This window comes from Paenibacillus phytorum, assembly GCF_013141715.1.
Taxonomy (GTDB): domain Bacteria; phylum Bacillota; class Bacilli; order Paenibacillales; family NBRC-103111; genus Paenibacillus_E; species Paenibacillus_E phytorum.
Map to the genome: position 1 here is coordinate 1 of NZ_WHOA01000109.1, position 14,714 is coordinate 14,714.

The following is a 14,714-nucleotide window of genomic DNA, read 5'->3' on the forward strand; positions in this document are numbered from 1 at the left end:
CCACAAATCCTGACCGCGCAATAGAATAATTAGAAGTCGACCACGAGATGGTCGACTTCTTTTTTTCGTATTCGGCATAGCATCTTTCTTCATCCGATACATGCGTTTATCCGCTTTCTTATAGAGCTCAAAGGCATTCGTCAGAAAATTGCTGGATCCGATACTACGGTGATGGATAACTCGTTCCCGTCTTCAAGCCGAAGCAGGTTCGCGGACAGAGTAGCCTCAATGATCGTGATGAGGCTACTCTGTCCGCGATCACATGCCAGTACGATGATTTCATCTCCGGCGAACCGCGCGACAAAATCGGAAACGCCGGCTGACTCTGACTATAACTGGGCTAGATGACGCAATGCAGGATCTCCCGCATGGATGGCCATAGAAGTCGTTAATCGAGCAATTCAGTCCTTTATTTCGAATGCGGTCCCATTCCGTTATTCTGCCCGTTACTTGAATGAAGGGCTGCCTCGCGGCAGCCACGCGGCAGCCCCTCTTGTATTTAACTATCGTTTCTCGTTAGTTGAGCAAACCCCCACTCGATAGAATAGGGGTTCGTTATTTAGGACTGATACTGCATGAACTCTTTTATTTCTTCGCGAGTGCGTTCGTCATACTCACGAGTGCAAAGTTGAAGCACTTTTGAAATCATTTCTTGTGGCATTGCTTCTTTATTTGTGTTGTCTACTCCGAACTGTTCTATTATTGCTTGGAATGTTTGTTCGTTAAAAGTAACATTTCCATCGTATATCCTAATTAAAGCATCAAGAATAGTTTCTTCTTTGAATGGTTTTACTACAAATTCTCTCGCTCCTTGTTCAAGAATCTCAAATATTACTGGCAAGAAACCTTTAGCGGATAAAGCTATTATCTTTGCGTCTTTGTCGATTTCCTTTATTTTTTTCGTTGCAGTTATGCCGTCCATTATAGGCATATTAATGTCCATAATAACAATGTCTGGTTTTACATCATCAAACTTGTCAATAGCCTGTTGACCGTTCTCAGCCGTAACAACGAGATAACCATGCTTTTCTAACATTTCACAAAGAATTTGTCGCATAAAAGCTACATCATCAACTAACAAAATCTTTTTCGCACTCATTCCCTTTTCATCCCTTTCTATCTCATTTATTCTTCGATAAACAGAAGAGACTTTTTTCTCAAGAACGTTTTTTTCATTCTCAAGCTGTTGTAGCCTTGCAGATAAGGCTTGTTTTAACCTTTGTCTTTCTAAATACACTCCATTATGTAGCAGTTCCCTGATGGCATCTAAACTGAACCCATATTGCTTTAATTCCATTATCAACAACAGTTGGCTAACTTGCTCTTTTGAGTAGTACCTATATCGGTTACTTTCTTCAACGTGTACGGGCTTTAGAAGGCTAATTTCGTCATAATACCTTAGTGCATCGACAGATGTTTTAACAATTTTTGATATTTCTCCAATGGAATACACCGTACCCCCTCCTTTCCAATATATCCCTCCAACAATGACCATGATAAACCATTGGGTAAGTCCAGGGTCAAGGTATTTGTTTTTACTTTTTTTAATTATCATTGCTGCCGTCAGAAGACCACACAACTTTGAGGTAAACTGCCCGTTAGCTCAATGAACAGATGATGAGCCACAGTGAAGCGAGTCCCTCTACTCAACCATCAAAGTTGATTAGATAATTATCTAATCGGCCAAGTATCCAAGTTCTTGTCAATTTCGGAGATGTATATAAGTTCTTGTCATTGAGTTAGGACAAGAACTTATATACTTAAAACAAAAAAACCGTAATTTATGCGGCTTTCAATGTCTATATGTTCTTGTCGTCTGACACGACTCTCATATTATTATGATCTTACACATCATCAATGGGGATTAAAAAAGATGACCCCTATTCAATACGAGGCCACTGAAAAAGTTACGTTTTTAATTTATTAAAGATTTGTTTAAAATCAAAAAGGCGATATTTCGTTCACATTGGAACGGAATATCGCCTTTCTCTTTATTCTTTTACTTTGAATCTTTCATGAGTGTAATGATTCGCTTGAGATTAACAGAAAATATGGCCATGGCACCTTGCATTTGCATGCCAACAAGACCCGAGGACGATGCAACATCATACCCGTGTCTATGTTTGAGTTCACTATTTTTCGCTTCAATTTTATAACGCTCTTTCGATTTCTCTTTGAAATCATCGCTATTTTGAAATGCCTCATGTTCCTTATGTTGGGTCGATTTGATGGTTACAGAATAGGTTTTACTTTTCGCACCTTCTTTATAACACCCGTCTTTCATTGGGCATACTTTGCATTTTTCAATGTCAAACATGTAGGTATTCTTTTGGTTATTATTCATACCTTTCTTACCTGTGCGCGCTCTTTGAATCGCCATATGTCCAGCTTTACAAACGTACATACCTGCATCTTTATTAAACTCAAATGCATCTTCTTTTTTACGAGTTCCTTGTGTGATATTAGGGTTTAATTTTGATATTAATTGTAATTCGTTGTGATTGGCATACTGAATATTATCTTTTTCAGAATAGGCTGTATCTCCAATGACGGTATCGATCTTCATACCTGTGTCACGACTTTTTTCAATGAGATTTTGAAGTTGTTTTCCATCATTTTTCTCACCGGTCGTAATCACCGCAGCTGTAATGATTCGTTCTTCATTCATAGCAAGATGTGTTTTGTAGCCAAAGAACGAGGAGTCTGCCGTTTTGTGACCTATGCGTGCATCTGGATCATTGCTGAGTTGAAGGTGCTCATGGTGATCAGCTACGATTTCTTTTAAGTAGTTCAGCTTTTCTTTCACCTTTGGGTATTCACGAAGGGATTCTTCTTTTTCCACCGCATCTATAACTTTTTGGCAATAGTCCAGTTCATCAGATAATTCGTTCGTCGTTGTTTTCGGTGGGAATTTATCCTTCATTTTTTCATCGATCTCGTAAACGGATTTTCTCAACAACTTAGACTTTTGCATTAATAATTCTTTTGGTGATAGCTGATTAAATCGTGCTTTCGTATGTGTGGCATCCACAATAATTGCGCTGCTTTTGATGATTTCTTTTTTCAACGCGATCTCCACGGTCTTTTGAATAAGTATGTCGAGCAGGTTCACATCTTTCAAGCGAAGCTTGCGAAACTTCGTTAGTGAACTAGGATTAATGACTTCGTCTTCAGGCGCCATATCTAAAAAGTACTTGAAGGACATGTCATATTTAGAACGTTCCACAACATCCACATCGGATACATCGAAGATGGATTTCAACAATAGGTATTTGAACATTCGAATGGGGGGCACTGCATTGCGACCATTGTCGAGGCAGTATTTATGCTGTAATTCTACATGAACAAATGAAAAATCTACGAGATCATTTATTTGACGAAGCATATTATCTTTAGGCACGACGATATCGTATATGGCCATAAATGGACTAAGGTTAAGAGATTGTTGGTTTGAAATCATCCGAGACACCACCTGAAATTAATAATTTAATTATACAGAAAAACAGGATACCCATCCTCAAAAAAAATGAGGATGGGTATCCTGTTTATAGATGTTGGACTTTTTCAGTGGCCTCATTCAATACAGGAATCATCTTTTGAAAACTGCCTAATTTTTCAAACTCTCTTTTTTTTCAGTGTCCTTGACATAGGGGCCAGATTACATGAGTCTCCCCTCTTTTATTCTATGAATCGTATTGATATCAATTGTTACCAGTTCGCCAAATATTCTGCCTATTCTGCTATCTTACCTGTGGCTTAACTATTGAAATATTATCGATATTGTCCAAATCCCTCATCATATAGTAAACGGACATCCTGGAACTGCTATTTGTAGGTTTATTTTCTTCAATAGAATCAGCTCCAAGAGATGCTGATGCAGTGATAGCCGAATCTGGGTGTCACCCTTGTCCTTGCATGACTATCATAGAAGTTCAGCGAAATGAATGAACCGGAATGCAAGCTTTCGATTGAGGTCGTTTGGAAGAAAGACAAGCACCCTTCACCCGTATCGAATTTATTTCTTGATTTAATCCGTGAAAATTATCATATTGGAAAATAATGGGTCATGAACAGCGCAAGAATGTCCCCTAATGAAACTGCAGCCCCATAAAACTACGGATTTGAGCTATTGTCATTCTAATCACCTCCTAATTCAAAAGGTGAAAGTATTCTATGTTAATTCAACTGCTTTGCTTGTGATTTTTCACTAGTTTCGCAATATAATTGGGTCAACAATGGTAAAATGGGGCGTATCCACTATACCAAGGACTTAATTGATTGTTTGGAAAAAGTCTTGAATTTCGGTACTAAGCAAAAAATGAGCAAATTGCATCGTCGTATCATTTAAAACGGAGAACGATGTAAAACCACAAAACAGCCAACCACTTTCTGAGTAGTTGGCTGTTTTTATAGGCGCTACTTCCGCAGTGACATAATTCCTATTCACAAAAGTAGCTTTGATTATTCCCCTTACTTTTGTCTTTTCCGTACATCATTATTAGTTAACCAACGTTCGTTATATATATGTTCTGCTTGATCTAGAGAAAACGTTACGTTGTCGAATTGTACGACGGCTGGATTGAGATAGACATCACTGCAGGAAAAGGAACGACGACAACCGTCTTTCTGCCAGCTACGTAACCTAGTCAAACAATCGAAAACCCGAGCGAGCGAAAAGGTGAACGATCCGTTCACCTATTTTACATTTGTTACCATTTGGTTCATCTTTTGTTCACATAGGACGCGTAATATCGGTTACGAAATCGGAACATGAAATAAATTCACGAGGGGGTGAAGTTGTATATGCTATGTTGTGTGATGCTTGTTTGATTAAGTAAGGCAAGCACATTTTGTAAATAACATCATTTAAAGGAGCCGAGACAAAATGAAGAAAAAGGTTGTAAGTTTATTTGTAGCGTCTGCATTACTTCTTAGTTCTGCATTGATTGCTTCAGCTGAGGCAGTAGAACCTGAGAATAGTGCTCTTGCAGCTAAGCCTGCGCAGTGCAATAATCCGATCAGCGATACTTACGATGTAACTAAGATTGCAACAATTATGGATGAGGATAAAATGCCTTGGAATTTTGTTCATATGGATCAATTTCTACCTCATTCTATCATTCAAAAGGGTAGCAAGGTTCATCCGTTTAAAAGTGGTAAAATTGTTGATCTTAGCACTCTTACCTATAATTTCAACGGTGAAACTCGCAATTTCACGGATTTAATGAATCGCAGTAGAACAAACGGTCTTCTTGTAATCAAAGACGGTAAGATCGTAAACGAACAGTATTTCAATGGCAACGATGCCTGCACCCGTTTCACATCTTGGTCAGTAGCGAAGTCCTACGTTTCTACCCTTGTAGGTATCGCAGTAGATGAAGGCAAAATTAAGAGTATTGATGACATCATCACCGATTATGTTCCTGAGCTTAAAGGTTCAGGCTACGAGGAGGCGACAATTCGCGATGTCCTTCAAATGTCTTCAGGGGTGGATTGGGACGAGGATTACAGCAATAAAAAATCGGATATCTGGCGTATGATGCAGGATGTATTGTTCAATAAGATGCCGGTTAAAGACTTTATTAAAGACTTGCAAGGTGGCCAACCGCATACGTTCAACTATAAGAGCGTAGATGCTCAGGTTCTTGCTTTTCTTGTGGAGAATGTTAACAAGAAACCACTGCATGAGGTATTATCCCAAAAGCTCTGGAAACCGCTCGGTATGACAAGTGATGCTTACTTGAACCAAGATTTAAACAATAACGATTTTGGTTTCAGTTTCATCAATGCACCACTTCGTGACCTGGCTAAACTTGGTCAGCTATTTTTGCAAGATGGCAAGTGGAGAGGAAAGCAAATCGTTTCCGCAAAATGGGTAAAAGAAGCAACAACACCTGTTGATGCGGATTTACAGCCTAATGTCGCTTACCCCCACTTTGGCTATCAGTACCAGTGGTGGGTTCCGGAAGGAGCAAAATTTGGTCATGAGTTTTCAGCTATGGGATTCAATGGCCAGTATGTTTACGTAGACAAAGATGCAAAAGTAGTCATCGCTAAGGTTTCTGCTGATCCGGAAGATTCAAATGATTACGAAGAAATAACCTCTTTTAGAGAAATTGTAAAAGCGGTATCCAAAAAGCATTAACAATTGTGAGGAGGCTATCCCAAAAGGTTTAATTTTGACCTGAAGGGGAGTGGCATCGTAAACAGTATGGACTTAATTTACGCTAAGATCGCCTGTTTATCATAACTGGCGATCCTTTTTATTTGTGAAAAGCTAGTCGTATCAAAGGTTTCAGAAATATGTATCTAGTCTGAATTGTGTTCGTATAGTGTGGTTAGTCGGCTGAACCCGAATGCGTAGTAGATGGGGGTAATATTTGCCGATGTATGGCGTGGCGATTGCTTACCAAGATTACAGCCTTTTCAAAGGAAAAGTCCAGTCCATGTATTTATTGCTCAAGCAATGTCGGATGACAAGAACATATATCGTCTCCTGCATTGCAATGGAATCCGGAATGAAAAAAATATAAAAACCACTTTTAGTTTTGATGGCTCGAAATTAAAACCTCAGTTTTGACACGTTTTGATCTTAAGTAAACACAATATTTTTTTACTCATGCCCAATCCCCTAACAATCAGAAAATCATAACCCTCCCCCCCCACTTTCATGTCATGAAGACTAAGGGCTACAGTTTAAGTTGTATTCAAGACCATTCCTTTTGTTTCATTTAATTATTCGTTTCGTTCTTAATCGGTTACTAGCCCAAGTTCCTAAATCTACTTTTATATATTTTCAGCCATTTTACATCATATGTATTTTGTGTTCTGCATGATAAAATCAGATGTACCGAAAAAATATCCGCTCGCCCCTCCACGACCACCGTACGGCCCGATCCCCCGTTTCCGGCGACTCGGTTGAGGCGAAGCGGCGGTAACGACTTTTTTGACGAATTCATAGCAGATAGACGACAACTGCGTAAACCGACCAGACCGCGAGGACCGTTCCGATTTTGAGCGGCCATTGTGCGTTAAAGAACTGTTGAATAACCGACAAAAGCGAGCCTATAAACAAACTTGGACCGGGAACACCCAGCGTGGCGCGGCCGCCGCCAATCGATCTTGGGACGTAAGCGGTTGCCTTGACGTTTTGGCCCGCGGCCGCCCGAATCTCCTTGCCGCCGGAATCGAGAACTACACGATTGCAGCGGCAGGGATCGTTCAACTTTTCGCTCAATCGGGTTTTCGATTGTTTGACTAGGTTACTTGGCTGGCAGATAGACGGTTACCGCCGTTCCTTTTCCTACCGCGCTGTCAATCTCGACCGAGCCGCTGTGCAACTCGACAACGCGCTTTACGATCGCGAGTCCAAGCCCGCTCCCCCCCGCCTCGCGGTTGTGCGATTTATCGGCCATATAAAACCGTTCGAAGACGCGTTTGCGGTCTTCTTCGGCAATGCCGATTCCCGTATCCCGAAAGACAACTCCGATTTCGCCATTTCCGGACTGTAGCTCGATGGAGATGTCGCCGCCCTCGGGCGTAAATTTGATGCTGTTACTGAAAATATTGAGCCATACCTGGCTCAGCAGGTCTTCGTCCGCATAAATCGCCGTTTGGGGAAGCTCGAGGTGAATGTTCAAGCGTTTGGCCGCCCATTGAGGCTCCGCAGCTACGACAACACGGCGCAGCTGACTGTCAAGCCGAACGAGCGCTGGATGGAAGGGATAATGATTCGAATCGATCGTTGCAAGTCGCAGCATGTTCTCGCTGAGTCGGGACAGCCGAATGCTTTCATTCCGGATAATGTTCAGACAGCGCAGTTGCTCGACTTCATCGAGACCGTCTTTTTGCAGGATGGAGACAAAACCCGAAATCGACGCGAGCGGAGTTTGAAGCTCGTGGGACACGTTGGAAACGAACTCCTGACGCATCCTTTCAACCTGGCTCAGCTCGCGGGCCATTTGCTGAAATTGTTCCGTCAAGACGCCTAATTCATCTTTGCTCTTCGTCTGAAGAGCGATGTTATAGTCTCCTTTGGCAACTTTTTTGGTTGCGGCCGTCAAGGCTTTTAAAGGCCTCACCAATACTCGCGTAAATAGAACGAATTTGAAGCTGCCGATCGCGAACGCAATCAAAATGAATGTACCCATAATAGTAAATACAAAATTTATATTGGAGCTTTCAGGATGAATGACAAGCGTCAACTGCTCATCCGCAGTTTGTAAAGGAAAACCCATGTACAAGCTCGTCGGCATGGGCAGGTCGGAGGTGCGCCTCACGACTTCGAAACCTTCTCTGACGAGACCGATATCCTCGCCTGTAAGATTAGGATTGCTTGCGTGGCCATAAGCATAGCGCAAACCGTTCCGATCGTATATCCATAGGGATACCTTCTGCTTTTCGGACAACTGTTTCAGATAAGGGCCGCGCTCGGTTGGCGCCAATCGGGAATAAACATCCGCGATCAACTCGCTTCGCATCGCATACTCGTTCCGGATGGATTGCGTGATTGGGTTTTGGGACAAATACACGGTTATCGGAATGGAGAGTCCGAAACCTATCGCCAATGCTGCGATAAAGATCAATAAAATTTTGAAATTAATGCTCTTAATCATGGCTTTCCGTCTCCAATCGGTATCCGAGACCGCGAACCGTTACGATGCGAAACAAATGGGTATAGGCTGCGAACCGCTCTCGCAGCCGTTTGATATGAACATCAACCGTCCGCTCGTCCCCTTCGTAGTCGAATCCCCATACCGATTCGATTAACTGCTCCCGCAAAAAAGTTTGGCCGGGATAGCTGGCAAGTTGATATAGCAGCTCGAATTCCTTGAGCGGTAAATGCCAGCTCTCGCTGCCGACTGAAACGATTCCTCGAAGCCGATCCAGCTTGAAGCTGCCCAAGACGACTTTCTTGTCGGCCGCGATCCGGTAACGGCGCAGCACAGCTTTGATTCGGACCACCAGCTCTTGCGGATCGAAAGGTTTGACCAAGTAATCGTCGGCGCCTAAGCCGAATCCCTTCACCTTCTGACTCGTCTCGTATTTGGCCGTAATAATGATAATCGGCAGTTCGGAGTTCAAAATCCGCAGCTCGCCGCACAAATCCCACCCGTCCATGATAGGCATCATGACATCAAGCACGACCAAATCCGCAGGCGAGCTTTCCATTACTTCAAGCGCCTCTTTGCCGTTGACCGCTCCCCAGACACGATATCCTTCGCGGCTTAAAACCATTAAAATCATTTCTAACATATTCGCATCATCTTCAACTACAAGTACATTTGTCATTGCTATGCCTCCGTCCAAAGATCTCTCCTTAACAAGCCCTTACAAACGTTTCTGCGCAACCGTTTCCAGCTAAGAGTCGGCTACCCCAGTCCCATGCCGATCATCGTGCTGATGAATGCTCCCGCGAATTGCCCACGAAAAAAATTGTTGTCACTTATGATACGGTTCACCGTAACTTTATTCAACTAATAGCTGGTTTGGCTCAAGGCTTCCCCCTTATTTTACCATTAATCATTCTGGTAGATGTTTGATAGATTTGCGGCCATGGGTAACGCTATTTGTTCTTGTCATTTTCGGCTAACGATACATGTTCTTGTCACCCAACATCCGTCTAAAAGAAGTTTTTTGTAAAATTCATATTCGCTCTCCGTCTCCCAGATCATAAAAAAACCACCTTTAAGTTATACTGTACCCTATCGAGTAGACACTTTAAAAAAGTCTCTCGATAGGGTACTTTTTTTTATAGCACGAAGATGGGAAAGAGGAATGGTATAAGCAAGAAAATATTCACAGATAAAGAAATCAAGTAGTTATCCAACAATCCTTATGTGAAGTCCGTATCTTCAAAGGCAATCACGTATACGGATGCGTTTAAGCAATTGTTCATCTCAGAGAATAACATGGGCAAACTGCCGAGAGAAATATCTGAAGAATGTGGTTTTGACGTAACAGTTATTGGGATCCAAAGAGTCAGATCCTCGGGGAAGAGATGGCGTGCGAGTTACCAGGAGAACGGTGTTTTAGGCCTGCAGGATACGAGAAGCCAAGGATCAGGAAGGCCTCTTATAAGGGAACTGACGATGGAAGAGAAGTATGCCAGGTTGGAAGCTCAGAACAACTTGTTAAAAGCGGAGAACGAGTTGTTAAAAAAGATTCGTTTTGCGGAAAGGGGGCAGAACGAGAAGTAAGGCTGTCACCTCACCAAAAATATATTCTAATCCATACCGTTATCAAGAAATATCAACTCCACCGTATGATCAACTATTTATGTAAGGTAGCCGAGGTTTCTAGGAGCGGCTATTACAAGTACTGGTCTCCCGAGGCAACGCAAAAGAGACGCCAACATGAACAGCATGATGAACCCGCTCCACAAGGGCTAGATTAATCAGTTAGGGAATGATTATAAATTCATTCATTTTATATAAACAAAAATAACTGGATCACTTTGAAGAATGCAACCAATGCCTTCCTTTCATTTGTGTGGTATACGAGTCACTGGCTTTTTTGACCAAATCGAATAAGTATGGTTTCCCCCATAATAAACTATCCTCAGGACAAAAATAAGTCCATATTAATACTCCATACATAGGAATCATAAAAACAATAAAAATTACAATAATTCCAGCTATTTTTTCCACTACTCACGCTCCCTCTACCATGCCACAATAGTGCTACAGAAATAATCAATGTGACTCGTAGATATGCGATAGACCACCATAAATAATCATTTTGGTGGAGAGGAACAGATGTTGATGCTTAGTAATGAAACTTCTCTTTTATTAAACTATCGTTCTTCGTCAGCGCAATTCGATGTTTGTTCTTATATTTGTATTCCGATGATCCTCGTGTAGATAATTTACTTTTTGAAGTAATACGATTATAGACTGCATTTTCCTGCCCGTTAACGGAACAAGGCCGCCGATAACACTTTGTCGGCGGCCTGCTTCATGATACTATCGTTACCCGTTAGCTTAGTCCCTTAGTTGGAATCGTAAAGATGATTTTTGGCAGTCTTTTTACTATTTTATTGTATTTATTAACTTATCATCTTCAACACTCGAAATAAGCTCTACCTTGCCATCACTTGTGACTTTATAAACAATATCTATGACGATCTTGAGTCACTGACTAGAAGGGTTCCACCCTATTACTCAATCCAATTTAGGATAACTTAGATGAACACCATCAGAAACTGTTTATTATCGAGTCTGTTGTTTTTTATTCTATTCCGTTTAAGAAGTCTTTGATAGAACATAATGTACCTATCCAATTGCTGACTAATCGAAACTACTTTTTCATGAGTCAAACTTCCATATATAACTGCTTGTCCAACCAGTTCTAAACGTAATTCTTCAATTTTCATATCAAGAAAAGATTCCATTCTATTGACTCTCCATCCTTTGTTTAATAAAACAACAAAGTAATTATATTAAATCACAACTTAGAATATTGTCATTTCTTGCAGTTCAATTCGTGCCGAATTTGTGAACAAAATGAAATCCTTATTTTTTACTCATGCAGGTACAGATAGCTCCCCTTAATTATATTGCCAACAACACAATCTGGATTATTATCTACACTAACTAACAACCTTCAACTTTGGAGTAACTTAACATTCCTGCCAGTTACTTCAACGAAAATAAAAAAGGAGCCGCAATAAGGCAACTCCTACACTATAGTTCCTTAGCTCAACAACAAATCAAAACTGGATGTTTTTTTACAATGAACGAATTAAAATCAATGTTCGTCTATCTGTAATAAAACGTTATATTTTCTTCATCTAAGGTTAATCATCAAGGGTTATAATGGGAACCCAAGACCACTTTTCCTCTAGGAGTGAGTTTATTATGAAAGCCGTCAATTTACCGTTTGAGGATTATTTACTTGATACTCATGATGAAGAAATCATTTGGATCAAGGACAGAGCTTTTGTAATTAGGCCAGCAACTGACGATGATATTGAGCGAATTGGAAGAGGGTATTTTACTTTGGATTATCCAGCAGAAATCGAAGAAGGCACTACAGAAATAGCCACCACGGGAGTACGGGTAGATAAGGTTAAGTAATTTGTATATGAAATGGGAGCCACTCTTGACAGAAAATGAAAACACAAATACAAGGAGTCGTAATTCATCATGAGAATTGACGGGAAGCACAATGCATTGATTGTTCAAAAGAATTCGAATCGATGTCCATAGTTGCTCAACCAATGCATTCGCCACGTTATACATTTGCAAGTATCGATAAGCATCAGGCAAGGATCCTGGAAAAACGGTGAAATACATATTTCATCAACATCTTTTGCCCTCATTGCAGACAACTAAATTCATTCGAACACATTGAGTAAGCACCTCAAACAACTGGGTGCTTTTTCTTTTTTAATTAATGCAAGCGTAGACATCATAGCGCCCCTTTATTGAACTAACGTTCCTCGTTAGCGTAATCACGCTATGTAGTTCACTAGTGCTCTTTATTATTCTGTTATTTCGGGCTTGAGGTGGGGCTTATCTATATAATCCAAGTCGTTAAAGAAGTTGTTCATTCTCTCAACATCTTGTTTGCCTTTGAAATGAACGTTTCTTTTTAAAAATTGGGTTCATTTGAATTTTTTTATCATTTTGTACGGCGGTTAGTTCATTTTATTGATCTATTTGCCCTTGTGATTTCTGTTTGAGCCTAGTTTATTTTCGAAATTATACATTAAGCCTTTGAGCTATGGGGTGGGCAAACTTCAGGTTTCACACCTAATATAAACCCCTATCGGGGCTTTATTATTCCGCAAACGTAACATCTATGGTTTTTCCCCTTAATTTGCTTTATGTTTTCGCAATAAAGACATTTCAAAGTAAACACCTCCGTAGGATATTATGCAGACAGAAAAATATTTCTATGCATTCTTTTGCAGAGTCCGCTAATTTCAATAGGTCACCGAGTGATCCAAAATGGCAAAAACGTTTATTCTTGAAAATTACAAAATCGTACCGACAATTACAACCCAACTTATTTAATCACTCTTTCCCAAAGCTGCATTTGGATTATATTACCCATTGAAAGATAAATATACACTTATCTAAACTGTACTTAACTACACTGCTCGTTCGTTGAGTTTAAACTTTTTAGTGGTTTGTCCATTCATTATTATCTATCTACACATAAAATGATTATAAAATTATGGTAGAGGAGAATAATTAGAGATGGCATCAGAAAAGGTTCTAGTAATTAAAAAAAATTTGCTTTATTGGTATAATGAACTAGATAATATCCTTGAAATTAATTCGCCAAATTTCCCGAAATATGTTCTATCAAAGATTAAATTATTTGGTGAATTTGAAATTGATTATATTGATGAGAGAAAAGTTAAGTTAATTTCAAAGGCTAAGTAGAATACAGCCTGTAATCATTAGGAATAAGGCAGCCGATCCACTGAACTGTGGCACTCAGTGTATGCCCTTTAGCTCAAAAAAAGGAGCAGCTGCAGCGGGGTGATTGCTCCTTTTTTTATTCAACTATTGTTCGCCGTTAGTTAAACAAAAACTATTAAATATAATGAAAAATAAATGGTTTCCCTATTTTAATTGTTTGTTCCATGCTTATAAACATTTTTACGGGTAATTTGCATGAAAAGTTCAGGTTTATCTATCTGTTCAAAACCATATTTGGCATATAAAGAATGGGCATCGTTGGTGGCTAACATCATTCTTCGAACCCCTTTAAGTTGAGAGTGATTCGTAATGACATCGATTAACCATTTGGATAATCCTAAACCACGATAATTTGGAAGGACAAACACATCACAAAGGTATGCAAATGTCGCTAAGTCAGTAATGATTCTTGCAAAGCCCACTTGTTTACAGGTTCCTTCTACGTCCTCTTTATAAATCCCAAAACATAATGGAGAATTTTCTATCGATTTTTCTACTACTTCTCTTGGCACCCCTTTTGCCCAATACGATTCTTGATTAAGAAAATTAAATATCGTTTCTATATCTAAGTCTTCTTTCACTGTGGAAATCGTAAAAGCCTTCTCTCTCCATATTGTCATTATCTCTTCCCCCACGTTTTACTTTTTTTATCAACTAATTTATTTATATAACCATTTACTTTAGTTTTCAATCTCTTTTGTCACTATCCTGCCCGATAGTTTAATCATAAGTGAGCAAAAAACTCTAGAAAATCGGGCTATCTTATGCCTGCTGCGTCGGATGATCATAAGCGGGTGCGGATTATCCATGGCACAGCCGTCAACGATGAGTGTTGCTATCGGATCAGTCTCACCGAACGAAATCGGCAAACATCTGGAGTTAATATTGAAATGAAACTTGATGCCGTAACCAGCGTGAAGCCCGTGTGAACATGTCAATCGTATTTTGAGAACAAAACAAAAAAAGGTCTGTCCCTAGATTTGGACATCCATGACAACAGACCTTTTTTTCTCCAGAAACGCACGAATGGAGGGATCCATGCACAATCCGATGGCGCGGCTATAAGCGGCACGGGCTTGTTCGTACCTCTGCATCCGCTTGAACAAATGGGCGCGCAGGGCCCAATAAGGTTGATAGCTCTTGACCGCATCGGCCGGCACTTCTTCCAGCAGCGCCATCCCGATTTCGGCTCCACGCGCCTCAGCAACGGCTGCCGCCCGGCCGACGATTGCGCCGATCGTTGGCGCGATACTCACGAGCCCCTCGTATAGCAACGCGATC

Annotated in this window: 12 protein-coding genes and 2 pseudogenes; 5 read left to right on the forward strand and 9 right to left on the reverse strand. The window is 40.5% G+C overall.

Annotation, left to right across the window (positions count from 1 at the left end):
- Positions 1–372: 372 nt before the first annotated feature.
- On the forward strand, positions 373–543 hold the full coding sequence (locus GC098_RS16695; protein WP_171644256.1) for a hypothetical protein: 171 nt from the start codon (positions 373–375) through the stop codon (positions 541–543).
- Between the two features lie 16 nt (positions 544–559).
- Here GC098_RS16695 and GC098_RS16700 read toward each other — a convergent pair whose 3' ends face one another.
- Entirely contained in the window at positions 560–1,453 is an 894-nt protein-coding gene (locus GC098_RS16700; protein ID WP_216625309.1) for a response regulator, read from the reverse strand.
- Positions 1,454–1,999: 546 nt separating this feature from the next.
- Positions 2,000–3,460 (reverse strand): IS1182 family transposase, encoded by a 1,461-nt coding sequence (locus GC098_RS16705; RefSeq protein WP_171644258.1) that lies wholly within the window; start codon positions 3,458–3,460, stop codon positions 2,000–2,002.
- Positions 3,461–4,885: 1,425 nt separating this feature from the next.
- On the opposite strand from GC098_RS16705, the gene GC098_RS16710 reads away from it, so the two are divergent.
- Entirely contained in the window at positions 4,886–6,145 is a 1,260-nt protein-coding gene (locus tag GC098_RS16710) for a serine hydrolase domain-containing protein (protein ID WP_171644259.1), read from the forward strand.
- 810 nt (positions 6,146–6,955) lie between these two features.
- Here the strand turns inward: GC098_RS16710 and GC098_RS16715 are convergent.
- The 3 genes from GC098_RS16715 to GC098_RS16725 are packed head-to-tail and all read right to left on the reverse strand — an operon-like array spanning position 6,956 to position 9,291.
- Complete coding sequence (locus tag GC098_RS16715; RefSeq protein ID WP_171644260.1) at positions 6,956–7,237, reverse strand: hypothetical protein; 282 nt, start codon at positions 7,235–7,237, stop codon at positions 6,956–6,958.
- A gap of 25 nt (positions 7,238–7,262) precedes the next feature.
- Positions 7,263–8,615, reverse strand: coding sequence for a sensor histidine kinase (locus tag GC098_RS16720; RefSeq protein WP_171644261.1), 1,353 nt, complete (start codon positions 8,613–8,615; stop codon positions 7,263–7,265).
- The gene (locus GC098_RS16725; protein WP_171644262.1) at positions 8,608–9,291 is read right to left on the reverse strand and encodes a response regulator transcription factor; all 684 of its coding nucleotides are present in this window, start codon (positions 9,289–9,291) and stop codon (positions 8,608–8,610) included. Before GC098_RS16725 ends, GC098_RS16720 begins: the two co-directional genes overlap by 8 nt.
- Before the next feature lie 473 nt (positions 9,292–9,764).
- Here GC098_RS16725 and GC098_RS40095 point away from each other — a divergent pair.
- A pseudogene (locus GC098_RS40095) lies at positions 9,765–10,372 on the forward strand (HTH domain-containing protein); the annotation flags it as partial.
- A 79-nt stretch (positions 10,373–10,451) separates the two neighbouring features.
- On the opposite strand, the gene GC098_RS16735 reads toward GC098_RS40095, so the two are convergent.
- On the reverse strand, positions 10,452–10,649 hold the full coding sequence (locus GC098_RS16735; protein WP_171644254.1) for a hypothetical protein: 198 nt from the start codon (positions 10,647–10,649) through the stop codon (positions 10,452–10,454).
- A 533-nt stretch (positions 10,650–11,182) separates the two neighbouring features.
- The gene (locus GC098_RS41620; protein ID WP_171644264.1) at positions 11,183–11,392 is read right to left on the reverse strand and encodes an aspartyl-phosphate phosphatase Spo0E family protein; all 210 of its coding nucleotides are present in this window, start codon (positions 11,390–11,392) and stop codon (positions 11,183–11,185) included.
- 466 nt (positions 11,393–11,858) lie between these two features.
- Between GC098_RS41620 and GC098_RS16745 the strand changes: the two genes are divergently transcribed.
- Together GC098_RS16745 and GC098_RS16750 are read left to right on the forward strand one after the other, a co-directional pair.
- On the forward strand, positions 11,859–12,077 hold the full coding sequence (locus GC098_RS16745) for a hypothetical protein (protein ID WP_171644255.1): 219 nt from the start codon (positions 11,859–11,861) through the stop codon (positions 12,075–12,077).
- 1,128 nt (positions 12,078–13,205) lie between these two features.
- The gene (locus GC098_RS16750) at positions 13,206–13,394 is read left to right on the forward strand and encodes a hypothetical protein (RefSeq protein WP_171644265.1); all 189 of its coding nucleotides are present in this window, start codon (positions 13,206–13,208) and stop codon (positions 13,392–13,394) included.
- A 188-nt stretch (positions 13,395–13,582) separates the two neighbouring features.
- Here GC098_RS16750 and GC098_RS16755 read toward each other — a convergent pair whose 3' ends face one another.
- Positions 13,583–14,053, reverse strand: a complete 471-nt coding sequence (locus tag GC098_RS16755; RefSeq protein WP_171644266.1) for a GNAT family N-acetyltransferase — start codon at positions 14,051–14,053, stop codon at positions 13,583–13,585.
- A gap of 354 nt (positions 14,054–14,407) precedes the next feature.
- Positions 14,408–14,714 (reverse strand): annotated as a pseudogene (locus GC098_RS16760) (RNA polymerase subunit sigma-70); the annotation flags it as partial.